Here is a 24,142-nt window from a genome sequence, read left to right as displayed (position 1 = left end):
CGCCCCATCAAAGGAAACATTCCATGACAGATATCCTGGTAATCTCATGTCAGCATGACAGAGCGAGATCATGACAGCCCAGGAGAGCATTAACACTCTGACAAACCAGAAAGGCGGTGTCGGCAAGACCACCACAGCGGTCAATCTGGGCGTGGGACTGGCACAGCAGGGAAAAAAGGTGCTGCTCATCGACGCTGATGCGCAGGCAAACCTTACGATGGCGTTGGGATATAACCGCCCTGACGACCTGCCCTTTACTCTCTCCACCGTGATGCAGGACATCATCGACGATAAGACGGTCGATGCCTCGCAGGGGATTATCCATCACAAGGAAGGCGTTGACCTTATCCCGTCCAACATTGAGCTGTCCGGTCTGGAGGTTAGGCTGATCAATGCCCTAAGTCGTGAAAGTGTCCTGAAAACCTATGTGAATGAGGTTAAAAGGGATTACGACTTTGTGCTGATCGACTGTATGCCGAGCTTGGGAATGATAACCATCAATTCTCTGGCGGCGGCTGACAGCGTGGTTATCCCGACGCAGCCCCACTATCTTTCTGCAAAAGGTCTGGAGCTGTTGCTTCGCACGGTGTCAAAGGTCAGGCGGCAGATAAACCCCAGACTGCGTATTGACGGTATCCTGATGACGATGGTCATGCCACGGACAAATATCTCCAAAGATATCATCGCATCCGTCAAGAGCGCATACGGACAGAAAATCAGGGTGTTTGATACCCAGATCCCCCACTCCGTCCGTGCTGTGGAAGCCACCGCAGAGGGCAAGAGTATTTTTGCCTATGACAAAGGCGGCAAGGTTGCCGCTGCCTATGAGCAATTCGCAAAGGAGGTGGTAGAGATTGGCGAGAAGCAGAGAAAACAAAATCGAGCTGACCGCTTACGATGACCTCTTTGAAACAGACGAAAGCCGTGCGGAGGCTGCCTTAAGCAAGATACGGGAAATCCCCATATCGGAGATTGACGAGTTCCCAGACCATCCGTTTAAGGTCTTAATGGATGAGGATATGGAGCAGCTTGTTGAGAGTATCAAGCGAAATGGCGTGATGACCCCGGCGACTGTCCGGCTCAAGGAGGACGGGCGGTATGAGCTGATCAGCGGACACAGGCGCAAAAAGGCGTGTGAGCTTGCGGGACTGGAAACCTTGAAATGCGAGGTCAAGGAGCTGACCCGTGATGAAGCAATCATCATTATGGTGGAGAGCAACCTGCAACGCTCCACGATCCTGCCGAGTGAGAAAGCCTTTGCCTACAAAATGCGGCTTGAAGCGATGAAGCGTCAAGCAGGCAGACCAACAAAAGATAATTATTCCCCAGTGGGAAATAATTTAGAGTTTGCCACTTCAAGCGATGAACTTGCCGAGAAGGTGGGCGAGAGCAAAAATCAAATTTTCCGCTATATCCGTCTGACCGAGCTTGTTCCTGAAATCCTGCAAATGGTTGACGAAAGGCAGATTGCGTTCCGCCCTGCGGTGGAAATCTCCTATCTGTCCGAGGAACAGCAGTACACTCTGCTCGAAGCGATGGAATACAACGACGCTACCCCGTCACTGGCACAGGCTATCAAAATGAAGAAATTTATGCAGGACGGGAAGCTCACAGATGAGGTTATCCAGTCCATCATGCAGGAGGAAAAGCCAAACCAGAGGGAAAAGCCCGCTTTCCGTGATGAACGGATTACCAAGCTCATCCCTAAGACTGTCCCCAAAGGGCAGGAAACCGACTTTGTGGTCAAGGCGTTGGAGTTTTATAACCGCCATTTGCAGCGGAGCAAAGACCGTGAACGATAGCCACACACCGAGGGCGAGGTCTGTCCGTTGGAGGATAGCCATTTTTTTCGCTTCCCCCTCTCCACACCTCTCCCCCTTCACTACTGCCAGTTACTGTCCGAAGAAAGAATACTATTGAGCTGCCATCAGGCGGCTTTTTCTCGGTCAGTCAGGCATATTCAATCAAAATCAGGAGGTAACTATGAAATTCCCTAAATTATTCAAAAGGGCTGCGGCTGTTTTAATGGCTGCGGTCACAACGCTGTCCGTACTGCCTGCGACCACGGCGTTTGCTGCGGGAGATATAGGCACGATTTCCTTTACCCACACTTACGACAGGAATGGGAACGCCATACGGTACAATTCCAGTGATGTATTCGACGGATATACCGCAGGAGGCACAGGGAAATACCATTACCGCATGTATGTGGATGGCGATACAGCATTTTGTATTCAGCCGGGAGTTCCCTTAAGAACGGGAAACACCCTGAAGAAAAATTCCTCAGAGACTTGGAACGCCCTCTCTGCCAACCAGAAAAAAGCGGTGGGGCTTGCCCTGCTCTATGGGTATCAGGGCAACCGGGGCAGCCTTCCCGGAAGTGACGATGAAAAGTGGCTCGCCACGCAGACTCTTGTGTGGGAGTTTGTGACGGGCTGCAGGGAGTCCACAGGCTCCTATCAGCAGACAAGCAAAAAGATCTACAATGTGAACTTTGGCTCAAACTATCCCAACAGCGGTGCTGTGGAGGTCTACAACCAGATCGTGTCCCTGATGGGCAGGCACAACACCATACCGAGTTTTATGTCGGGTGGTGCAAATGACATCACAAAAGAGCTTTCCTATCAGGACGGGAAATACACGCTGACACTGACGGACAATAACGGTGTGCTGTCTGAGTATTCCTTTGCTTCTTCCGACAGCAAGGTAAGCGTTGCAAAGTCCGGCAATCAGCTCATCATCACATCGGAGACTGCCTTTGACGGGTCGGTACGCATCACTGCCACAAGGAGCAATGTGCCGACCGTCAGCAGCAGCGCAAAGATGATCGCCTATGGCGACCCTAACCTGCAGGATGTAGTGACGGGCGTGGAAAATGCCGACGCTGTGCGGGCATACCTGAATGTGGAGACGCCCACTGGCACGATTGCCCTGAAAAAGACTTCCGAGGATGGCGTGGTTGCGGGCATCTCCTTTGTCATTAAGGGCGAAAAGAACTTTAACAAAACCGTTACCACGGACGAGAACGGCAACATTACCGTGGAGGGTTTGTTCCCCGGCACTTACACCGTGACGGAGCAGTCCATTGACAAATATGAGCCGCAGGAAACCCAGACGATCACGCTTATCGGCGGAAAGACTACCACGGTCAATTTCAATAACACCTTGAAGCGTGGCAGCCTTGAGGTGGTAAAGACTTCCGAGGACAGCCTTGTGGAAGGCGTGACCTTCCATCTGTACGGGACTTCCTTAAGCGGGCTTGCGGTGGATGAGTACGCTGTGACAGATGCCAATGGAGTGGCAAGATTTGAGAATGTCCTTATCAGCGGCAATGTCCCGTATGTCCTTGAGGAAGTGGATACCGCTGTCCGCTATGTCGTTCCCGCATCCCAGACCGCACCCATTGAATGGAACAAGGTCACAGAGCGCAGCTTTACCAACATCCTCAAGAAATTCAATGTGACCGTGTCAAAGACCGATGCGGAAACGGGAACGCCGCAGGGCGACGCTTCCCTTGCGGGCGCAGTTTACGGTATCTATAAAGGCGAGGAAGTGATTGACACTTACACCACGGACGAGAACGGGCAGTTCACCACCGACTATTATGTGTGCGGCGATGACTGGAGCATCCGTGAAATCAGCCCGTCCGAGGGATATTTGCTCGATGAGACAATCCACCATGTGGGCGCAGAGCCGGAGCTTTACACGGTGGAACGAAACAGCACGAAAAATGATGTGAATGAGCAGGTCATCAAAGGAAATATCGCCATCATCAAGCACACGGATGACGGGGAAACCCAGATTGAGACACCCGAAGAAGGCGCAGTTTTTGAAGTGTTTTTGAAATCCGCAGGCAGCTATGGGGACGCAAAGGAAAGCGAGCGTGACATCCTGACCTGCGATGAGAACGGTTTTGCCCAGACAAAAGATTTGCCTTACGGTATCTATACCGTGAAGCAGACTTCTGGATGGGAAGGTCGTGAGCTGATGAAGCCATTTGATGTGTTTATCAATTCTGACGGTCAGACCTACCGCTATCTGATCAATAACGCCAACTTTGAGAGTTATATCAAGATCGTGAAAAAGGACGCCGAAACGGGCAATACCATCCCCTATGCCGGGGCAGGCTTCCAGATTTATGACCCCAATGGCGAGCTTGTGACGATGACCTACACCTATCCCGAAGTGACGACCATTGACACCTTCTATACCACAGCGGACGGCGACCTTATCACGCCCCAGACTCTGGAATATGGGAAGGGATATTCTCTTGTAGAGGTGCAGGCTCCGTATGGATATGTACTGAACTCCGAGCCAGTCTATTTTGATGTGGTGCAGGAGGACTCCGCTGAGGAAAGCGGCATCACAGTCATTGAAGTGGTAAGGGAAAATGTAGCGCAGAAAGGCACGATTACCGTGGAAAAGACGGGCGAGGTATTCTCAACCGTAGCAGGCGACAAGGGGCTGTATCAGCCAATCTTTTCCGCCAGCGGGCTTGAGGGAGCTGTCTATGAGATTACCGCAGCCGAGGACATCTATACTCTGGACGGGACACTCAGGGCTTCTAAAGGCGAAGTCGTGGACACGATTACCACGGGTGCGGACGGTACAGCAAAGAGCAAGGAACTGTATCTTGGCAGATATGAAGTCAGGGAAACCAAAGCCCCGTATGGCATGGTGCTGAATGGGGAAACGCATACCGTGGAGCTTGTGTACGCAGGTCAGGAGGTTGCGGTCACAGAAACTTCCACGAGCTTCTACAATGAGAGACAGAAGGTGGAAATCGACCTCATCAAGAGCCTTGAGGTGGACGAAGCCTATGGCGTGGGCAATAACGGGGAAATCTTTGATGTTTCCTTTGGGCTTTACGCTGCGGAGGAACTGACAGCCTCCGACGGTACTACAATTCCCGCTGACGGTCTGATCGAGGTCGTCACCCTTGACGAGAACGGTCACGGGAAAGCCATCAGCGACCTGCCGATGGGCAGCTACTATGTGCAGGAAATCAGCACGAATTCCGCTTATCTGAAAGACGATACCAAATACCCCGTTGTCTTTGAGTACGCAGGTCAGGAAACCGCACTGGTGTCCATCACTGCCAACGAGGGCGAAGCCATTGGAAACGACCTGATCTATGGCTCCGTCAGCGGCAAGAAGTACGATGAGGACGGGAACGCTTTAGGTGGTGCGCTCATCGGTATCTTTAAGACGGGTACGGAGGAATTTACAGCCGAAACAGCAATCCAGACGACCACATCAGCCGATGACGGTAGTTTTTCTTTTGCGAAAGTGCCTTATGGGACTTGGCTGATCCGTGAGATTGAAAGCCCGACAGGTTTTGTACTCTCCGATGAGGAGATCCCCGTGACCATTGGTAGCGTGGAGAACAACGTGGAAGTCGAGCTGGTCAACGAGTTCATCACGGGCAGCATTGAGCTGACAAAGGTGGACGAGGACTATCCCGACAATAAGCTGACGGGTGCGGTCTTTGAAGTCTATGCCGACAAGAACGGGGACGGGAAACTGGACGATGGCGACGAGCTTTTAGGAGAAATGGCGGAGCTTGGCGATGGCGTGTACCAGATGAGCGACCTGCGTTATGGCAAGTACCTTGTCCGTGAGACAAAAGCTCCCGAAGGCTTCCTGCTCGATACCAATGTCTATCCCGTATCCATTGAGGAAGATGGGAAGATTTATACAGTTGAGAATGAGGCAGGCGTCGGCTTTATCAACGCAGCCCAGAAAGGCTCTTTAAAAATCGTCAAGACTTCCTCTGACGGTAAGGTGGAGGGCTTCTCTTTCCGGGTAACGGGCAAAGATTATGACCAGACCTTTACAACCGATGCCAATGGCGAAATCCTCATTGAAGGCTTACGCATTGGCGAATACACTGTGTCCGAGGTCAGCGACGATGCTTCCGCAGGCTATATCCTGCCCGCCGAAAAGCAGGCGACCGTCAAGACGGATGCCACGACCATTGTGGAGATGCACAATGAGCTGAGGGAAACCCCGAAAACGGGCGATGACTTCAATCCTGCACTCTGGGCAGGTCTGGCGGCTGTTTCCGTGATTGGCGCAGGCGTTTTAGGATTTGTTGGCTTTAAGAACAGAAAGAAAAAGGAGGACTAAGGAATGGACGCTAAGACCATCATTGCCATCGTGCTTGTGGCGTTTATCGTAGGCGCAGCCATATGGCTCAATATCCGTAACAAAAAGAAGAAGTAAGTACGAAAGGGGCGGCGTTTTTATGCCGCCCCTTTCCCATATATGGAGGTCAGAAATGAGATACCTGAAAAGTATTGAGGGGAAAGTCAGGACGATTTTGGAGCGCAATCAGGACGCCCGGAATGACGATATGGTGCTGTACCTCGTCCTGTGCAATGCCTGTCTGAAAGATGCGGGGGCTTTGCCCCTTGCGGAGATTATGACGCAGTACAAATATCTGGGGCTTCCGAGCTTTGAGAGCGTCAGCAGGACAAGGCGGAAGCTGCAGGCACGGTATCCAGAGCTTGCGGGAAGCCATCCTGTCAGAAAAAAGCGCAGCGCAGGCGAACACGACTACCGCAGATACGCCAAAGAATAAGGAGGCTGCCTATGGAGGAAGAAAAACGCATCAATGGCGGTTATGAAATCATGGAGAGTTGTACGATCGGGAACAACGAGCTTGTCATTGGTCATAACGCCAAAGCCCCCAACCCGTATGTGTGTTGGTATTGTAAGGACGGATCGGATTATTTCTGGGGATATTACTGCAATCAGCTATCCGAAGCAAGGGAAAAACTGATGGAGCGATACCAGCGGGAATGCCACATGCCCTATAACAATCCCCCGTCCAAAAAAGTAAAAAGCAGGGATGACCGTGAGCGATAAGAAACGATATGACTGTACGACCTGCCCTTATCCCCGATACAAGGATGGGTCGATCATCTTCTGCGATGTGTGTATGCGCAGGATTTTAGATGAGCAGAAAGCAAAAAAGAAAGGAAAGGAGCAAAGGGATGAGTGAAGAAAAACGGATGGTCGGCTCTTATGAGGTAGAGCAGAGCATCTTTATCGGAGAAAAAGAAGTGCTGTTTGGCGTCAGCCAAAAGGAGGAATACCCATTTATGGTCTGCTACTGCGATTATAACAATCCCCTCTCCGCCCCGTGGTACACGGAGGCAGTCGGGACGGATGACTATCTGGAAGCAATGGAGCTTTTCTGTGACCGGGTGCAGGCGCAGATTGTCCTGACCCGCAGTGGGCAGGAGAAATTTAAGTTTGATAAAACACCGTTTACCGCCGTTGACTGTATCCCGGATAAGAAAAGCGAGAGCATCATCGGGAAAGTCGTTGTGATTGACGCAGAGCCGAAACGGTATGAATACCAACACGCCGCCTATCAGCTCATCCTTGCCGATGGCGGCAACGGTGCGTCCGGCGGCAGAGGTCAGGCAGTCTTTGGCACTTGCCTTGCTACGGGCGAGCGCAGCCGATGGGAACGGTATGATGTCCTCGGAGAAATCCGCCCGGAGCGTATGCCACAGTGGGCGAAGGACGCCCTGCACACCATAAAAAATCAGGAAAAGGCGAAAAAGCCCCACAGCAGGGAGGAACGCTGATATGGAGATACGCCCCCTGACCCTATCCGAACAGAAATACACCTATGCCCAGAGTACGCAGATCAGCGGGCAGACGGGAAATATCGGGCATCTCCGTGGCGACTTTGCACACTCCGGCTATGGTTTTTATACCACTTGGTTTGATAACCGGGCGCAATGGAAAACAGACGAGTTCAAATCCGGGCTTGATGCGGTTATCAACGGGCTGCGTGAGGATAAGATGCCCCTGCACAACCGCTATGATATGGCTGACTTTTGCAGGCAGCATAAAGAAAGTGCCTTTCCGGGGAATTACTGCATGGAGTATGGCTTCCGGGTGGATACGGAAAAACACGCTTTCCTCTTGCGGTGCAACCCCTCAAAGGGCGATTATAACTTCTACTGCTTCTGCTATGTGAAGGACTGGCTTGACAGGCATATCGGAAAAGCCGGGCAGGGTATCCGCTTTATCGACCCTCATTACAAGGAGCTGTTTCGCATCCCTGATGGCGGGAAAATCGTCATCACGACCTCGTGGGGAGAAAAGATGGAGCGTACCTGCCGCTTTATTGACGAGTACCATACAGAAATCGGCGGCAACCTCTACCATATCTGCGAGTTTGCCGAGCGTATGGCACACAACGGGGCGACCTATGAGCCAAAGCAGACCGATGCGCTGCCCCGGAAAGAAGCAAAACACAAAGACTATGAACGATAAGGAGGACGGAAAAATGGCAGTCAACCCGAAAGCCATCAAGGTCTTGAATAAGGTCTTGGATGCGGGATTTCCTGATGAGAAAGCTATTGCCGCCATGACGATTGACGACATTTTGAAGATGCCGGGCGTTACGGTTGCGGACATCGGTATTATCAATGAGCTGCAGAAAAGCATTAAGGCGAACAAGGTCATTTCCTTTCTGGGAGGTGGCGGACAGTGAGTACGGAGCTGATCGACCGTATAACTATTAAAAATTTAGAACGATAAGGAGGTGCAGATCAATGGCTGCGAAGTATCAGCTCATCACGGAGCTGTATCAGCGTACAAGCGCAGGGATTGCCAGAAATGCGCAGGCGTGGCAGGGCTTTTTAGCTTCTGCTTGCCACAATTATAAGTGCCGCTTTGACGAGCAGGTTTTGATTTATGCGCAGCGTCCTGACGCCACTGCTGTCGCAAAACTGGAAACTTGGAATACTGTGTTTAAGCGGTGGGTCAACAAGGACAGCAAGGGCATCGCTGTATTTGACCCGAAGGGGCGCAGGAATACGCTGAAATATTATTTTGACATTTCCGATACCCACGAGGGCTATTATGGCAGCCGCCCCGTTCCTATCTGGCAGATGGATGAGCGATACGAGCAGGCTGTGATCGAAAGGCTCTCCGACCGATTTGGAGAGATTGAGGGAAGCGACCTCGCTTCTGCCCTGATGGAGACAGCGAAAAACGCTGTGGAGGATCATCTGCCCGATTATCTGGCAGAGCTTAAGAACTGGAGGACAGACAGCTTTTTAGAAGAACTGGACGACCTCAATCTGGAGGTCAGTTACAGACGGCTTGCCGAAAACAGCGTTGCTTTTATGCTGTTTACCCGCTGCGGTCTGGATACGGAGCTGTTCTTTGAACGGGAGGACTTTGCGGATATTGTAAATTTCAATACGCCCGCCACCATCAATGCCATAGGCATTGCCACGAGCGATATAGCGGAAATGGCACTGCGGGAAATCTCCCAGACCATCCGAACGGTGCAATTAGAGGAAAGAGGGCAAAACCGCACATTTGCAGACCCCGGACAGAGCCGCTATGATAGGAGCAGGAAACAACCCGAAAGGAGCGATGATCATGAACGAAATCACTTACAGCAGGGAGGGCGATTATCTTATTCCCGACCTCACATTACCGACAGAGCCAGAAATTCCGCTTGGCAGATACGCTATGATGCACCGGGATTATCTGGAACAGCACAGACGGGTGACTTATCTCAATCTGCTGACCTCGAACAGCCTGAACAGCCACCTGCACGAAGTGGAACAGACCGCACTGGCGAGACTGGAGCTTCTGACGAAGCAGCTTTGCAGGGAACAGGGCGTGACAGAGGAACTGAAAGAAAAAGCGCCGATGCAGTGGGTCGGGCTGATGAACAGCATCCGCAGTCAGGCGGAGGAAGTCATCTTGAGCGAACTGATTTACGCCTGACACCGCAGGAAGCTGAGACTTCCGGGGACAATCAGAAAAGCGTTGCCAATGAGGAAGAAGTCAGCGCAAATCTCCCCAACGTAGAGGAACAGATGGACGCAATAGCGCAGGCAGAGGACGAAACATCCTCTGCCTTTTCCATTTCTCAGGAGGATATAGACGATGCTCTCCAAAGCGGCAGCGAATATGCGGACAGCAAGTACCGCATTTACCGCCAACTGACCCGGAACGGGGATAAGAAAGAAAACATTGCGCTGTTAAAAGAAATCTATGGGATTGGTGGCGGCAGCTATACCTTCCCCGATGGTGTCAGCGGTCACATCACATACCGGGGCAACGGGATTACCCTTGACCGAAGCGACAGCGACCAAGCAATTACCCTGAGCTGGTCTAAGGTGGAAAAGCGTCTGCGGGAGCTGATTAAGGCTGACCGCTACCTCAACCCGAAAGAAGAAGCCCACTATGCCGATTATCTGGAGTGCATCGAAGCCCCGCAGTATGAGGTGGAGAGCCAGAGGAAAATGGCAAGGCAGCGTTTTATTGAAAGCAAGCGGGAACTGCCCCCTGCGGATAAGCGTGACAGCCTTGCCCTGCGGCTTTCCGATTTTATCCGTGACCTTGACCGATACGAAAAAGACCTGCTCGATGAAGTGAGCCGCCCTGACCTTGCCGATATGACCGAAGCGCAGATGGAGCAGGCACTTTTTGAGCCTTCCACCGTGCAAGACCTCATCGACTTCCTTGCTCTGGTGCAGCGTAAGACTTCCAGTGTTTACAGCCGCAGCAACGGGTATCGGTTTTCGCAGGAGCTGACGGAGCTGTACCCTGTCCGCTATGTGTACCACGAGGATGACCGGGTATTTCTCGGCGCAGATGAGTATGAGGTCATGGCGTTCTCCGAGGACGCTGTTTCTTTGCGTAATGTGGAGTTCCCGCTGTTTGGCAAGGAAATGAGCCGGACGGATTTTGAGGAAAAGCTCAGGGAAAACCCTGCCAATGACCATCTGAAAGTCATCGTGACCGAGTGCCAGAAAAGAGAGACGCCCACAGAGAAACAGCCGGACAGCCTTACCTTTTCCATTGGTTTTTCCGAACACCCTGCCTTTTATGACCGGGAGCTGAATGACCGCTATACGGATTTGAGCTTTGCCCTCGGAAACCGCCTGCTCGGTATTCTGGACGAAAAACAGCACCGGGAAAGGCAGGATGAAAGTAAGTCGGTCGGTTGGTATCATAAGACCGACTTTGCGATTAAAGCGGTCATAGATGGCGAGGAATTTAGCTATGACGGACGCTTTGACATTGGCGATGGCGAAGGCGACCTGATTGCCCATATCCGAAATTTTTACGAATACTCCCTCTCCCCAGACTGTCCCTTTATCCCGGAGTGGAAACGACAGGGCGAGGATTACTACCGGGAGCATCTGGAAAGCCTGCGGTGGGGACGGGATGTGTTCATCCCCTTTCTAGAGCAGCACACAGAGTTATCCCCGGAGGACGAAAAGCTCCTTGCCGAGATTATGGAAACAGAGGATGAATGGTTCAGAGTCCCGGAAGATAAAGAAAATGACCTTGCGGTGCAACTGGCAGATTTTATTGAGGATGTTGACCCATACGGGTATCAGGACGCTCTTGAGATTGGCGAAACCAAAGAGGACGCTATCAGAAAAATCAGGGACGACTTGGGAAACCCGGAGTATGTGCAGTCCATGACACAGGAGCTTTCTGAGTGGGTGGATGAACTGGACGATGCTGAAAAGAAGGAAACCTGCCGAAAGCTCATAGAGGGATTGACCGCCCTTGCGCCAGAACAGCCGACCAATGACGACCTGATCGGGACGGAGCTTACCATAGACAACCGCCGCTATCGCATTGAAAGCGTGGGAGAAATCAGCGGCGATGTGTCCATGCGTGACATCACATTCCAGAATGAGGCAGGCTTCCCCGTCAACCGGGTAGAGAAAATTGGCTATGTCCGCAGGCTTTTAGAGCAGGCGCAGCCGCAGGAAGAATGGATGCGTCAGGCGAAAGACCTGATTGACGCTTTTGTCCGTGAAGAATACGCCACGGATGAAGGGGCAGATTACCATGACCTCTCCCGTGTGGATATTGCTTATACCACTACTTCTAATGGTGCGCATGAGCTGCAAATCAGCGCAGACCTGCTCCATTTCAGACTGGACACCTATATCGACAACCGTCTGTCTGCGAGTAAGCAGTACCAGAGCCTTGAGGATATGGTACAAAATTGCCTGCCCAATCTGCATTTTGACGAGATGGTCGCCGATGCGGAAATACTGGCAGAGGCGTTGGAACAAAAAGAAGCGCAGGCGCAGTTACCGTCCGAAAAAGAAAAAACGGAGACACCTGACGACCTGCGCAGGAATTACCGCATTACCGACGATGCTTTAGGCGTTGGCAGCGCAAAAGAAAAGTTCCGCAATAACATGGCGGCGATCCGTCTTTTGCATGAGCTTCAGATTGAAAACCGCCTTGCCACGCCGGATGAGCAGGAAGTCCTCTCAAAGTATGTGGGATGGGGCGGGCTTTCGATGGCGTTTGACGGGCATAATGCGGCATGGGTGGCGGAATATCAGGAACTGAAAGCCGAATTGTCCGATGCGGAATACCGTGCCGCTATGGAGTCTACCTTGACCGCCTTTTATACCCCGCCTGTGGTCATCAAAGGAATGTATGAAGCCCTTGACCGTCTGGGATACGCCAAAGGAACGATCCTTGAGCCTTCCTGCGGGACGGGCAATTTTTTTGGTCTGCTTCCTGAAAGTATGAGAGCAAGCAGGCTGTATGGTGTGGAGCTTGACCCGCTGACGGGCGAAATTGCGAAGCAGCTCTACCAGAGAGCGAGTATCGCAGTGGAGGGCTTTGAAAAGACCAACCTGCCTGATGACCACTTTGATGTTGTCATCGGTAATGTCCCCTTTGGGGAAATCCGGGTGAATGACAGCCGCTACAATGCCCATAAATTCCTTATTCACGATTACTTTTTCGCAAAAGCTCTGGATAAGGTACGCTCCGGCGGCGTGGTGGCGTTTATCACTTCTAAGGGAACGATGGACAAGGCAAGCCCGGAGGTACGAAAGTATATTGCCCAGAGAGCCGAGCTTTTAGGGGCGGTCAGGCTGCCGGACAACACTTTTCAGGCAAACGCAGGCACGGAGGTCACGAGTGACATCCTCTTCCTGCAGAAGCGTGACCGTGTGGCAGATGTGGAGCCGGACTGGATTTATCTGGATACGGATGAGAACGGTATCACGATGAACCGCTATTTTGTGCAGCACCCGGAAATGGTACTTGGCACGATGCGGATGGAAAGCTCCCGGTTTGGTATGGACTCCGTCTGCAAAGCGGACAGCGACAGACCGTTGTCCGAGCTTCTTGCGGAAGCAGTACAGCGGATAAACGGACAAATTACAGAGCCAGAAAACGGGATTGACGAAATCTCGGATGAGCAGGACGCTTCTATCCCCGCCGACCCGGATGTGCGCAATTTCTCCTTTGCTCTTGTGGACGGAAAGGTTTACTTCCGGGAGAATGACCGTATGCACCCCGCTAATCTTTCCATGACCGCAGGCAACCGTGTCCGGGGGCTTGTGGAAATCCGGGATTGTGTGCGCAGGCTCATTGAATACCAGACCGAGGACTATCCAGAGGAAATGATACGCACCGAGCAGGAAAACCTGAACAGACTGTACGACGCTTACACGGAAAAGTACGGGCTGATCAATAACCGGGGGAACTATCTTGCCTTTGCGTCGGATGAGAGCTACTTCCTCTTATGCTCTCTGGAGGTACTGGACGATGAGGGGAATTTCAAGCGGAAAGCCGATATGTTTACGAAACGGACGATCAAGCCCCACCGTGAGGTGGTGTCCGTGGAGACTGCCAGTGAAGCCCTTGCCCTCTCTATCGGGGAGAAAGCCCGTGTTGACCTTCCCTATATGGAGCAGCTCACGGGCAGACCGCAGGAGGAACTTATCGGGGACTTGCGGGGCGTCATCTTCAAAGTGCCGAACACTGAGCCTGCCCGATATGTGACCGCAGACGAATATCTTTCCGGCAATGTGCGGGAAAAGCTGACCGCCGCAAGGATAGCGGCAAAGGCAGACTCGGAGCTTTCCATCAATGTGGAAGCTCTGGAAAAGGTCATCCCGAAAGACCTGTCCGCCAGTGAAATCGCTGTCCGTCTGGGGACGACTTGGATACCGCAGGAGGATATTCAGCAGTTCGTGATGGAGCTTCTGACCCCGTCAAGCTATGCGGCGCAAAGGCTGAAAGTGCGTTACACCCCGATGAATGGCGACTGGTTTATCGAGAATAAGAACTCGGATGTGGGAAATGTCAAGGCGGACAGCACTTACGGTACGAAGCGGGCTTCTGCCTACCGTATCATTGAGGATACCTTAAACTTAAAGGACACCCGTATCTTTGACTATGTTTATGACGAACACGGGAATAAAAAAGCGGTATTCAACGCAAAGGAAACCACAGCGGCGCAGGCAAAGCAGGAGGTCATCAAGCAGGCGTTTGCCGACTGGATATGGAAAGACCCGGAGCGCAGGAGCCGCCTGACCCGTTATTACAATGACACTTTTAACAATACCCGCCCCCGTGAGTATGACGGGAGCCACATCGTGTTTGGCGGCATCAGCCCGGAGATCACGCTGCGCCCCCATCAGGTCAATGCGATTGCCCATATCCTCTATGGCGGGAACACACTCCTTGCCCATAAGGTGGGCGCAGGGAAAACCTTTGAGATGGTAGCCGCCGCACAGGAAAGCAAGCGGCTTGGGCTTTGCCAGAAGTCCATGTTTGTCGTGCCAAACCATCTTGTCGGGCAGTGGGCGTCGGAGTATCTGCGGCTCTATCCGAGTGCCAATATCCTTGTGACCACCAAGCAGGATTTTGAAACGGGAAACCGAAAAAAGTTCTGCGGCAGGATCGCCACGGGGGATTATGATGCGGTCATTATCGGACACAGCCAGTTTGAAAAGATACCAATGAGCATTGAAAGGCAGGAACAGCAGCTCATGCGTCAGCTCGACGACATTGAGCGTGGAATTGACGAGGTGCAGTCGTCCCACGGGGAGCAGTTTACCGTCAAGCAGCTCATGAAAACCCGCAAGGCGATTATGACAAAGCTCGAAAAGCTCAATGACACCAAGCGCAAGGATACAGTCATCGACTTTGAACAGCTCGGCGTTGACCGTCTTTTTATTGATGAGAGTCATTTTTACAAAAATCTGTATCTTTACACCAAGATGCGCAATGTCGGCGGGATTGCCCAGACCGAAGCCCAGAAGTCCAGTGACCTTTTTATGAAATGCCGCTATCTGGATGAGATAACGGGAAACCGGGGCGTGATTTTTGCCACGGGAACGCCTGTCTCTAATTCAATGGTGGAGCTGTACTCTGTGCAGCGATATTTGCAGTACGACACCCTTCTCAGGAACGGTCTGCAGCATTTCGATGCGTGGGCTTCCACTTTTGGGGAAACCATTACCGCACTGGAGCTTGCCCCGGAGGGGACGAACTACCGGGCAAAGACCCGGTTTGCCAAGTTCCACAATCTGCCGGAGCTGATGTTAATGTTCCGTGAGATAGCGGACATCCAGACCGCCGATATGCTAAAGCTGCCCGTGCCGAAAGTGAATTACCACAATATCAAGGTAGCCCCCAGTGACATCCAGAAAGAAATGGTGGCTTCCCTTGCCAAACGAGCCGAGAAAGTCAGGGCAAGGGCTGTGGAGCCGCAGGTCGATAACATGCTTAAAATCACGAATGACGGGCGGAAACTGGCACTCGACCAGAGGCTGATCGACCCGATGCTGCCGGACGATGCAGGGAGCAAGGTCAACGCCTGTGTGGACAATGTGTACCGTATCTGGGAGGAACACGCTGATACAAGGGCGGCGCAGCTTTTATTTTGCGACCTCTCCACGCCGAAAGGCGACGGGACTTTCAATGTTTATGACGATATACGGGAGAAACTCATACAGCGAGGTATCCCCGCCGAGCAGATACGGTTTATCCACGAAGCGGCTACCGACGCCAAAAAAAAGGAGCTGTTCGCAAAGGTGCGAAGCGGCGAGGTGCGCATCCTCTTAGGCTCGACCCAGAAGATGGGCGCAGGGACAAATGTGCAGGACAGACTTATCGCTATCCACAATTTAGACTGCCCGTGGCGTCCCTCTGACCTTGAACAGCGGCAGGGGCGCATTGAAAGGCAGGGCAACAGGTTCCCGGAGGTGGAGGTTTACCGCTATGTGACGGAGCAGACCTTTGACGCATACCTCTATCAGTTGGTGGAGTCCAAGCAGAAATTTATCAGCCAGATCATGACAAGCAAAAGCCCCGTGCGCTCCGCCGAGGATGTGGACGAGGTGGCGTTATCCTTTGCAGAGGTCAAGATGCTTGCCACGGGCGATGAACGTTTTAAGGAAAAAATGGACTTGGATATTCAGGTGTCCAAGCTGAAAGTACTGAAACAGAGCTACCTTTCCGAGCATTACGACCTTGAGGACAAGATACTGAAATACTATCCGAAGCAGGTCAAAGAATATGAGGAATATATCGAGGGATATTCGCAGGACGTGAAACTTGTCGGGCAGCATCAGGCGGCGGGCGAGGAAAAGTTCTGCCCGATGACGCTGAAAGGCGTGGTCTACACTGAAAAGGCGGACGCAGGCGAGATGCTCCTTGCGGTGTGCAAGGAAAATCCGCTGTCCGCACCCGTAGAAATCGGCAGTTACCGGGGCTTTCGTATGGAGGTTTACTATGATACCTTAAACTCCCACTACTGCCTGAATTTATGCGGAAAGATGAAACATACCGTTTCATTAGGCACGGACGCTCTGGGAAACCTGACCCGAATAGAAAACGAGATTGCCAAGTTCCCTGCCAGACTGGACGCCGCCAAGACAAAAAAGGCGGAGACACTGGAGCAGATCGAGAACGCCAAAGCGGAATTTGCCAAGCCTTTCCCCTATGAAGCGGAACTGAAAGAAAAGGCGGAAAGACTCAATGCGCTGAATATCGAGCTGAATTTGGACGAAAAAGATACGACTGTTATGGACGCAGAGCCGGAACAAAGCGAGGAACAACCCGAAAAAAGAAGCCCTGCCCGTGTCCGCTGATTTTGCTGTTTGCACATTTGTCATGTGAAAATCTGGGCAGTATAATAAGGACGGAAAGAACAATCGGAGGTGGAAAGGATGTCGGATGCTTTCAGATTTGAAACATTTGTCGATGTGCATAGCAATATCTTTGAAGAATATCTAAGCTCGGTCATAGGAAAACTGCCAAAGGACAATGAGGACTACCGTGCTGTTTGCGATAAGATACAAGCCATTTATGAGCAGTATCCGAGAGTGCTTGCGGTCTTTGACACGGAAAAAGCGTCGGATCTGACAAAGGAAGAATGTCAGGCTCTCATTGAAGTATTGGAGCTGAAAAATGAGCTGACGGATATGGAGATGCAGACGGTGTATTTCCGGGGCTGCTATGATGGTGTCGGATATTTAAAAAAGGCAGGAATTTTATAGCGGACTGACCGAAAAAAAGGCGGTGTTGGCGTGGGTGCTGATGCCGCCTGATTTACATAGAGTGGGAAATATAATCTCCTGCTCACAGATATTTTAAAGCTCTCTGGTAGAGTTTTGAACTATAGTCAAGTAAGTAGACACAAAAAAGTGAAAAATTTTAAAGAGTGACTAAGTATTTTGCTCCCTGTACAAGGTCTCCGCTTCATTTGGAGTAAGCATATGAAGTGAGCCATGCGGTCTCTTGGAATTATAGAATCCTTCGATGTACTCAAAGATAGATAGCTGCAGTTCTTGCAGGGTGTGGTAATGTCTGCGGTTTGTTTCTTCTTTTTTGAGATATTTGAAAAAACATTCACAGCAGGCATTGTCAAATGGATAGCCTTTTTTGGAAAAAGACTGCACAACATTCAGGGAATCCAGAAGCTGCCGGAATGCAAAGGCCGTATACTGGGTTCCCCGGTCGGAATGGAACATCAGTCCATAAGGAGCGTTTCGTTTTTCGTAAGCTTTCCGAAAGGCTGTGATAACAAGCTTTGCATCAGCATTAGCGGAAATATGCCAGGAAATGACTTTTCTGGAGAACAGATCCATAACAATACACAGATAGTACCATTTCCCGCCTGCTTTTAGATAGGTAATGTCACTGACCCAAACGAGATTTGGGGCCTTTTGATGAAAATTTTGGTGAAGATGATTGAAGCAGGCACCGTGATCGTCATGTTTGGATGAGACAGAAGGTTTGTCGGTAGACATTTTGGGAAGCTGTAATTGTTTCATCAGCCGGTACACCCGTCCGACACTGATGTTTATGCCATAGTCACGCCGGAGGACATAGGCGATTTTATAAGCGCCCAAACGTTTATTGTAATCCGCATGGATATGGAGGATCAAAGAAGCGATCTGTTGGTTCTCTTTGACGCGAGGGGAGGGTTCCGCTGAGAAATGTTTATAATAAGTGCTTCTGTTGACCCTGAGAACGCGGCAGAGCGTTTGGATGCAGTGCTGGAAACGCAGCTTATGGACGGCGTCTAGTCTTTGTTTGAGTGTGGCGTGAAGATGGCAATCGCTTTTTTTAAGATGAGGTTTTCTTCCTCCAGCTGGGCATTTCGTTTTTGAAGTTCTTTGACCTGCCTGGCAGTCAGGACTTCGCCGTCGTCGATTTCAACGGTGGAATACTGTTTCACCCATTTCCCGAGGGCGGATTGGGAAACACCGTATTCTTTGCAGAGCTGAGCCTGGGTTTTGCCGTTCTGATGGAGGGAAACGAGGGATTTCTTAAAATCCTCATCATATTTGGTGTAGTTGTTTGTAGCCATGAGAAGCCTCCTTTTTTGTGTATGGTTTATTGTAACAGACAGTGCATATCCGTGTCTACTTTTTTAGTATAGATCCATTTAGAATATGGATGTGGTATAATCAGAGAGACAAATTGGAAGTTGTCAAAATTTTTCAAACAGCCTCATTGCATAGAAATGACGAACAGACTATCCTTAAAGTAGGAGGTGGCAGAAATGGCAAACGAAGATAAAAAAGATTTTAATGCTATGTTGCATGATAATAAGGATATGCCAAAATTTCAAATCATTACAGACCAGAAAAGCATTGAAAAATATGGTGGAAGTAAAATGTATTTTGCTCCACCAATCGACTATGACAAGGTAATGAAAAAAGTTCCTTATGGAAAAGTGATTACTGTTGGAAAGATACGAGAATACTTTGCAGAGTTGAGCGGTGCGGACTTTACAGAACCGATTACAGCAGGGATTTTTGTTTCTATCGTGGCATGGGCGAGTTATCAGCGTTCAGAAGATGAAACGCCTTATTGGAGAACATTGAAAGCGAATGGAGAACTCAATGCTAAATATCCAAATGGTATCAAAGCACAGAAAGAAAAATTAGAAGCAGAGGGACACACCATTATTCAAAAAGGGCGTAAAAATATACGATACTATGTAATGGACTATGAAAACTCCCTCTTTGATTTGAAATAGAAAAACTGGAATTTGAGGAGGTAAGGTAATGGGATTATTTGATAAGTTAAAAGGGAAAAAAGAAAGCGTGGATTGGAGTGATGCTTATAACGCCACACCAAAGTTTTATGGGAAACCTGATGGTAGTCCGTTTGGTGCAATAGCTTTAACTGAGGGCACCAAAACCGTACTTCCTAAAAATCCACAGTTAGAGTATAAAGTTGATGGAAAGTCGGTGGCGGAGTGGAGGCTGGTGCTTGTTAGTACATCTAAAGATACAATTATAGGTGATGCCGATTATTTTGTAGCTTTGAAAAAAGTTGAACAGTATTCACTTGATACAAATAAAAACGCAATGTTGGTTAAAGAACTTTCTTTAGTAGAATTGGAAAGTTTAAAAGGATAAAGATATTTACAAATCCTAAGTTGTCGATATAAATGGCTTACAGATTGTAAGCCAAATTGCCATAAAAATTGAATATCATTTTTACATAGCCGAGCGGTTTTCACTGCGAAAATCTCTCGGCTTTTTCTATTTGAAGGGAGGTAAAAAGATTGCATGAGAACCAGACGACCCTATGTGCGGATTGACCCGGACGAGCTTGAAAGGATCAGGCAGATCGACCTGCTCACTTATCTAAGAGAGTTTGAGCCGGGTAATCTCCAGAAGGTCAAAGGCACGACAAATGTGTACTGTACCGTTGACCATGACAGCCTGAAAATCTCCAATGGCAAATGGTTTTGGTGGTCGCAGGGCTTTGGCGGCTACTCTGCCCTTGACTATCTGATAAAAGTCAGGGACTATTCCTTTCCAGAAGCGGTGGAAATCCTCACGGGAAAAGAACTGTCAGACTGGACGCCGCCACCGCCAAAGGCAGAAAAAGACGAGCCAAAAGTGCTGCTCCTGCCGCCAAAATATCAGGACAGCAGTCGGGTAACGCAGTATCTTTTTGGGCGTGGCATTGACTACCAGATTATTCAGGAGTGCATTGCGGACGGTATGATTTTTGAGAGCAGCGGGCGTTACCACAACGCTGTTTTTGTCGGGAAGGACGAAAACGGGACGCCAAAGTATGCCGCCTACCGTGGCTTAGGGAGCAGCACTTTCAAGGGGGACGCATCAGGAAGCGACAAGCGGTATTCCTTCCGCCTGCTTGCAAGAGAGCCTTGTCAGTCGGTGCATCTGTTTGAAGCCGCTATTGATCTGCTGTCCTATGCCACTTTTCTCAAGTGTGAGGGAAAGGACTACAAAGCGGAAAACCTGCTCTCTTTATCGGGCGTGTATCAGCCAAAGAAAGAGATCAAAGACAGCAAAGTCCCCATTGCCCTCTGCACTTTCCTTGAGAAAAACCCGCATATCAAGACCATTTACCTGCATCTGGACAATGACAAAACGGGCAGGCTCTGCACCAAGACCTTAAAAGAACTGCTCGGAAATGACTATGAAATCGTTGATGACCCACCGCCTGTCGGCAAGGACTTCAACGATTTTTTGTTGTCCTATCTGGGGATTTCCAGACAGAACAATGCCCGTGAAAGGAGGGATGCCCGTTGATTGTCTGCTGAAAACGCAGCCCTGAAACTCTGTTCTAAACTGTAAAAATCAAAATATGAAAGCGAGGAAAATGCAATGAACAAGTATAATGTTACCCTGACCGCCCACTATGAAAAGACCGTTTCCGTCTATGCCGATACCCCGGAGCAGGCAAAGGAGAAGATCGAAACCGTCCTTTTCGATACGGATATTATCCAGTTCACTGACGAGGATTTTATCGGCGGGGACGCCGCCATCCTTGTCGCTGACGAGGGAAAGCCCGATAAGGACGAGTGTTCCGACGAGGACGACTGTTCTGAGTACGACGACTGCTCGGACTGCCCGTACTTCTGTCCCGTATGTGGAGAGTGTATGTGTGAGGACGAATGCGAAGATTGACATGTCTTACCAAGCACTGAATTTGGTTATCCATCCGGCGATGGATACCAAATTCGCTTGTCAGGGGGATGCCCCTGAAACCCCTCTTTAAGAAGAAAGGAAGAAAAAGAATGAGTGAATTTTTAGCTTTTATGGGCGGCGCACTGTTTGGCGTTGCCCTGATGTGCTGCCTGCAGATCAACAGGCTTGCCGACAACAGAAAGTAGGTGGAGGATGCGGAAACGAAATGTCCAGATCCTTTTTAGGATGACCGAGGAAGAAGCGGAATACCTCTATGACCTTGTGCGCAAGTCGGGATATTCCAAAGAAGCCCTGCTCCGTGCGATGGTCAAAGGCTATCGGCTCTGCGAGAAGCCTGACCCTGAGTTTTACAAAATCCTGCGGGAGCTGTCCGCCATCGGCAACCGTATCAATCAGCTTGCCGCCAAAGCTAACGCCCTTGATTATATCGACACCCCGATGCTTCAGGAGGAGGCGGCAAGGTGGCGGCAGTTCCAGACGGATGTGCGCAAAGCCTATCTGCTCCCCAAACGGGGATCGGGATAATGGCGGTGTGTGAGATATGGGATGTGCGTGGCAGGCTCGACCACCCGATAGACTATGCCGAGAACCCGGAAAAGACAATCAACCCCAAGTACACGGAAACAGAGCTGCAGGCTCTGGTAGATGTAATGGAATACGCTACCAATCAATATAAGACGGAAAAGCGGTATTTTGTTACGGGTGTCAACTGCGACCCGGCTTGTGCCAGAGACGAAATAATGATTGCCAAGCAGCAGTGGAACGATGAAAGTGAGATTGTCTGCTATCACGGTTTTCAGAGCTTTAAGCATGGGGAGATCACGCCGGAGACAGCCCATGAGGTTGGCGTGAAGTTAGCCGAGAAGATGTGGGGCGACCGATTTCAGGTGGTGGTGGCGACCCACTTAAATACCGAGTGCCTGCATAACCACTTTGTCGTCAACTCTGTTTCCTTTGTGGACGGAAAGCATTATCACGACAACAAAGCCAACCTGCGGCTGCTGCGTAAGCGTTCCGACGAGCTGTGCCGGGAATATTCCCTCTCTGTTATCGAGCATCCAAGCGGAAAGAAAAAGCCCTATGCCCTCTACCAAGCGGAAAAGCAGGGGCTTCCCACACGGGACACGGTGGCGAGGCAGGCGGTGGACGAAGCCATCTCCAAGTCCTTTACGCTCCGGGATTTTGACAGACAGATGGCGGAAATGGGCTACCGATGCAGCTTTGACCCTAATCATAAATACTGGACGATTATGGGGAAAGGATGGAAACGCCCCAAGCGGCTGTACCGGCTCGGAGAGGATTATACCAACGAGCGTATCATGGAGCGTATCAATGAAAATTCCTATGCGGTTAAGTTCGCTCCTTTTGCAAAAGCGGATCAGACCGTCCGGGTGCTGCGTGTCCGTGGCTCATTAAAAGACGCAAAGAAGATCGGCGGCTTGCGTGGGCTGTATCTCCATTACTGCTACAAACTCGGCATCCTGCCAAAGCGAAAACAGAATTACGCAAGGCTCCACTATCTTTTGAAGGACGACCTTTTGAAGATGGACGCCATTGCGCAGGAAACAAGGCTGCTCTGCCGACATCACATTGATACAGCGGAGCAGCTTTTGTCATATAAAGGCTCTCTGGAGACGGAGCTTTCTGAGCTGACCGAAAAGCGCAAGGGGCTTTATTCCCTCTCCCGCAAATCAGACGGGGCAGAAAAAGATGCGGTCAAGGCTCAGATCTCCAAGATTACAGAGAGGTTAAAAATTATCCGAAAGGAGGTCAGGCTGTGCGGGGGCATCGAAGCCCGGAGCGGTGTCCTGAAAGAAAAGTTATTGACCATACGGGCAGACGAAGAACAGCAAAGAAAGGAGATGATGGCGGATGAACACAAGCGGCGACGCAGCAGAACAAATCGTGAGGATGAGCTTGGAGGGATTTGAGGTCGCTGCCAAGATTACGGGGGCAGGCGCAAAGAATATCGCTGTCCTGCTTTACGCTATCCTGAAAGAAGAAAAAAAGACCAAAGGGAAAGCAAGGCTCACAAATATGCTCCGTTCCGGCAAGGAGCTGAAAGTGTTCACGGTCAGGCAGAGCGATCTGAAAAAGTTTACGCAGGAAGCCAAGAAATATGGTGTCCTCTACTGCGTCCTGACTGACCGACAAAACAAAGACCCCAATGCGGAGGTGGATGTGATCGCCCGTGCGGAGGATGCGTCGAAAATCAACCGTATCAAGGAACGCTTTGATCTTGCGGCGGTGGACACTGCTTCTATCGTAAACGAAGCGGAGAAATCCAAAGAGACAAAGACCGCCCCGGCAGAGCCGGAAGTGGCAACGCCGGAGAAAGCGGAGAAAGACAAGTTGCTCGACGAGCTGATGGGCAAACCCATCCAGAAGGAGGAAAGCGCCCCAAACCCCTCGGTGGCAAAGACAGAAAAATCCCCTCTGTCCGAGCCTACCTCAGAGCAGCGAGGCAATACCGCAGAGGGGATTACTAAGCGGGCGGATAAGCCTTCTGTCCGTGGGGAGCTGCGCCAGATCAGAGAGAGCCGAAAGGCGCAGGAAAAGGAAAAAGAGAAAAATCCTGCGCCAGAGCAAAGCGGGCGTTCCGAAAATGCAAAGCCTTCCGCCAGAAAGACGGAGCATAAGCAGCCCCCGAAGCGCAGGAAAACGAAAAAATCGAAAGGAGCAAGATAATGAGTATTTATGATGTGTTCAGCGGAAGCAAGCCCTTTGACAAAGCGGAATGGGCGGCGCAGAAACAGGCACAGAGAAAGGAAGCCTATGAACTGATTGACAACTGTCATCCGGCAAATTAAATGATGCTCCAATCGGCAGACTATTTGCGGCCTTTTCGGTAGGTGCGTCTGGAGTCCGCTGCTTTATTTGTGGCT

At 50.7% G+C, this 24,142-nt stretch carries 21 protein-coding genes; 20 read left to right on the top strand and 1 reads right to left on the bottom strand.

The window, feature by feature from the left end; translation table 11 throughout:
- The first annotated feature begins 70 nt into the window (after window positions 1-70).
- The 11 genes from HNP82_RS17055 (at window position 71) to HNP82_RS17005 (ending at window position 17,333) form a co-directional block, all read left to right on the top strand.
- Window positions 71-901 carry a ParA family protein gene (locus tag HNP82_RS17055; RefSeq protein ID WP_183776666.1) on the top strand — a complete coding sequence of 277 codons (831 nt, stop codon included), beginning with the start codon at window positions 71-73 and terminating at the stop codon, window positions 899-901.
- Window positions 855-1,802 (top strand): ParB/RepB/Spo0J family partition protein, encoded by a 948-nt coding sequence (locus HNP82_RS17050; protein WP_183776664.1) that lies wholly within the window; start codon window positions 855-857, stop codon window positions 1,800-1,802. The genes HNP82_RS17055 and HNP82_RS17050 overlap by 47 nt, the downstream gene beginning before the upstream one ends.
- A 181-nt stretch (window positions 1,803-1,983) precedes the next feature.
- Window positions 1,984-6,129, top strand: a complete 4,146-nt coding sequence (locus HNP82_RS17045; protein WP_183776662.1) for a SpaA isopeptide-forming pilin-related protein — start codon at window positions 1,984-1,986, stop codon at window positions 6,127-6,129.
- 151 nt (window positions 6,130-6,280) lie between these two features.
- On the top strand, window positions 6,281-6,583 hold the full coding sequence (locus HNP82_RS17040; protein ID WP_183776660.1) for a hypothetical protein: 303 nt from the start codon (window positions 6,281-6,283) through the stop codon (window positions 6,581-6,583).
- 11 nt (window positions 6,584-6,594) lie between these two features.
- A complete protein-coding gene (locus HNP82_RS17035; protein WP_183776658.1) occupies window positions 6,595-6,870 on the top strand; it encodes a hypothetical protein in 276 nt (91 codons plus the stop codon).
- Window positions 6,860-7,006: a hypothetical protein gene (locus HNP82_RS17030; RefSeq protein WP_183776671.1), complete on the top strand. Its 147-nt coding sequence runs from the start codon at window positions 6,860-6,862 to the stop codon at window positions 7,004-7,006. The genes HNP82_RS17035 and HNP82_RS17030 overlap by 11 nt, the downstream gene beginning before the upstream one ends.
- Window positions 6,999-7,601, top strand: a complete 603-nt coding sequence (locus HNP82_RS17025; protein WP_183776656.1) for a hypothetical protein — start codon at window positions 6,999-7,001, stop codon at window positions 7,599-7,601. Before HNP82_RS17030 ends, HNP82_RS17025 begins: the two co-directional genes overlap by 8 nt.
- Before the next feature lies 1 nt (window position 7,602).
- Window positions 7,603-8,298, top strand: coding sequence for a hypothetical protein (locus tag HNP82_RS17020; RefSeq protein WP_183776654.1), 696 nt, complete (start codon window positions 7,603-7,605; stop codon window positions 8,296-8,298).
- 13 nt (window positions 8,299-8,311) lie between these two features.
- Window positions 8,312-8,518, top strand: coding sequence for a hypothetical protein (locus tag HNP82_RS17015; protein ID WP_183776652.1), 207 nt, complete (start codon window positions 8,312-8,314; stop codon window positions 8,516-8,518).
- A gap of 61 nt (window positions 8,519-8,579) precedes the next feature.
- On the top strand, window positions 8,580-16,925 hold the full coding sequence (locus tag HNP82_RS17010) for an LPD25 domain-containing protein (RefSeq protein ID WP_183776650.1): 8,346 nt from the start codon (window positions 8,580-8,582) through the stop codon (window positions 16,923-16,925).
- 78 nt (window positions 16,926-17,003) lie between these two features.
- On the top strand, window positions 17,004-17,333 hold the full coding sequence (locus tag HNP82_RS17005; RefSeq protein WP_183776648.1) for a DUF6664 family protein: 330 nt from the start codon (window positions 17,004-17,006) through the stop codon (window positions 17,331-17,333).
- Between the two features lie 168 nt (window positions 17,334-17,501).
- Here the strand turns inward: HNP82_RS17005 and HNP82_RS17000 are convergent.
- Window positions 17,502-18,649 (bottom strand): IS3 family transposase gene (locus HNP82_RS17000; RefSeq protein WP_243164840.1). Its coding sequence is split into 2 segments (ribosomal slippage): window positions 17,502-18,397 and window positions 18,397-18,649, totalling 1,149 coding nucleotides; the frame shifts between segments, so codons are not numbered across the junction.
- 195 nt (window positions 18,650-18,844) lie between these two features.
- Between HNP82_RS17000 and HNP82_RS16995 the strand changes: the two genes are divergently transcribed.
- The 9 genes from HNP82_RS16995 (at window position 18,845) to HNP82_RS18270 (ending at window position 24,067) form a co-directional block, all read left to right on the top strand.
- Window positions 18,845-19,324, top strand: a complete 480-nt coding sequence (locus HNP82_RS16995; RefSeq protein ID WP_183776646.1) for an MGMT family protein — start codon at window positions 18,845-18,847, stop codon at window positions 19,322-19,324.
- Between the two features lie 28 nt (window positions 19,325-19,352).
- Window positions 19,353-19,709 (top strand): DUF4299 family protein, encoded by a 357-nt coding sequence (locus HNP82_RS16990; protein WP_183776644.1) that lies wholly within the window; start codon window positions 19,353-19,355, stop codon window positions 19,707-19,709.
- 153 nt (window positions 19,710-19,862) lie between these two features.
- The gene (locus HNP82_RS16985; RefSeq protein WP_183776642.1) at window positions 19,863-20,858 is read left to right on the top strand and encodes a DUF3991 and TOPRIM domain-containing protein; all 996 of its coding nucleotides are present in this window, start codon (window positions 19,863-19,865) and stop codon (window positions 20,856-20,858) included.
- A 75-nt stretch (window positions 20,859-20,933) separates the two neighbouring features.
- Complete coding sequence (locus tag HNP82_RS16980) at window positions 20,934-21,236, top strand: hypothetical protein (protein ID WP_183776640.1); 303 nt, start codon at window positions 20,934-20,936, stop codon at window positions 21,234-21,236.
- 110 nt (window positions 21,237-21,346) lie between these two features.
- Window positions 21,347-21,442 (top strand): DUF3789 domain-containing protein, encoded by a 96-nt coding sequence (locus HNP82_RS16975; RefSeq protein ID WP_143276559.1) that lies wholly within the window; start codon window positions 21,347-21,349, stop codon window positions 21,440-21,442.
- A gap of 7 nt (window positions 21,443-21,449) precedes the next feature.
- Complete coding sequence (locus tag HNP82_RS16970; RefSeq protein WP_087418682.1) at window positions 21,450-21,782, top strand: plasmid mobilization protein; 333 nt, start codon at window positions 21,450-21,452, stop codon at window positions 21,780-21,782.
- On the top strand, window positions 21,719-23,188 hold the full coding sequence (locus HNP82_RS16965) for a relaxase/mobilization nuclease domain-containing protein (protein WP_330599692.1): 1,470 nt from the start codon (window positions 21,719-21,721) through the stop codon (window positions 23,186-23,188). The genes HNP82_RS16970 and HNP82_RS16965 overlap by 64 nt, the downstream gene beginning before the upstream one ends.
- The gene (locus HNP82_RS16960) at window positions 23,169-23,945 is read left to right on the top strand and encodes a DUF3801 domain-containing protein (protein ID WP_330599697.1); all 777 of its coding nucleotides are present in this window, start codon (window positions 23,169-23,171) and stop codon (window positions 23,943-23,945) included. The genes HNP82_RS16965 and HNP82_RS16960 overlap by 20 nt, the downstream gene beginning before the upstream one ends.
- The gene (locus HNP82_RS18270; protein WP_279288933.1) at window positions 23,945-24,067 is read left to right on the top strand and encodes a hypothetical protein; all 123 of its coding nucleotides are present in this window, start codon (window positions 23,945-23,947) and stop codon (window positions 24,065-24,067) included. Before HNP82_RS16960 ends, HNP82_RS18270 begins: the two co-directional genes overlap by 1 nt.
- The last annotated feature ends 75 nt before the right edge of the window (window positions 24,068-24,142 follow it).

The sequence above is a fragment of the Catenibacillus scindens genome (assembly GCF_014202115.1).
Lineage (GTDB): Bacteria > Bacillota > Clostridia > Lachnospirales > Lachnospiraceae > Catenibacillus > Catenibacillus scindens.
The sequence above is the reverse complement of the archived record's forward strand: the minus strand, read 5'-3'. Positions and strand labels throughout refer to the sequence as shown.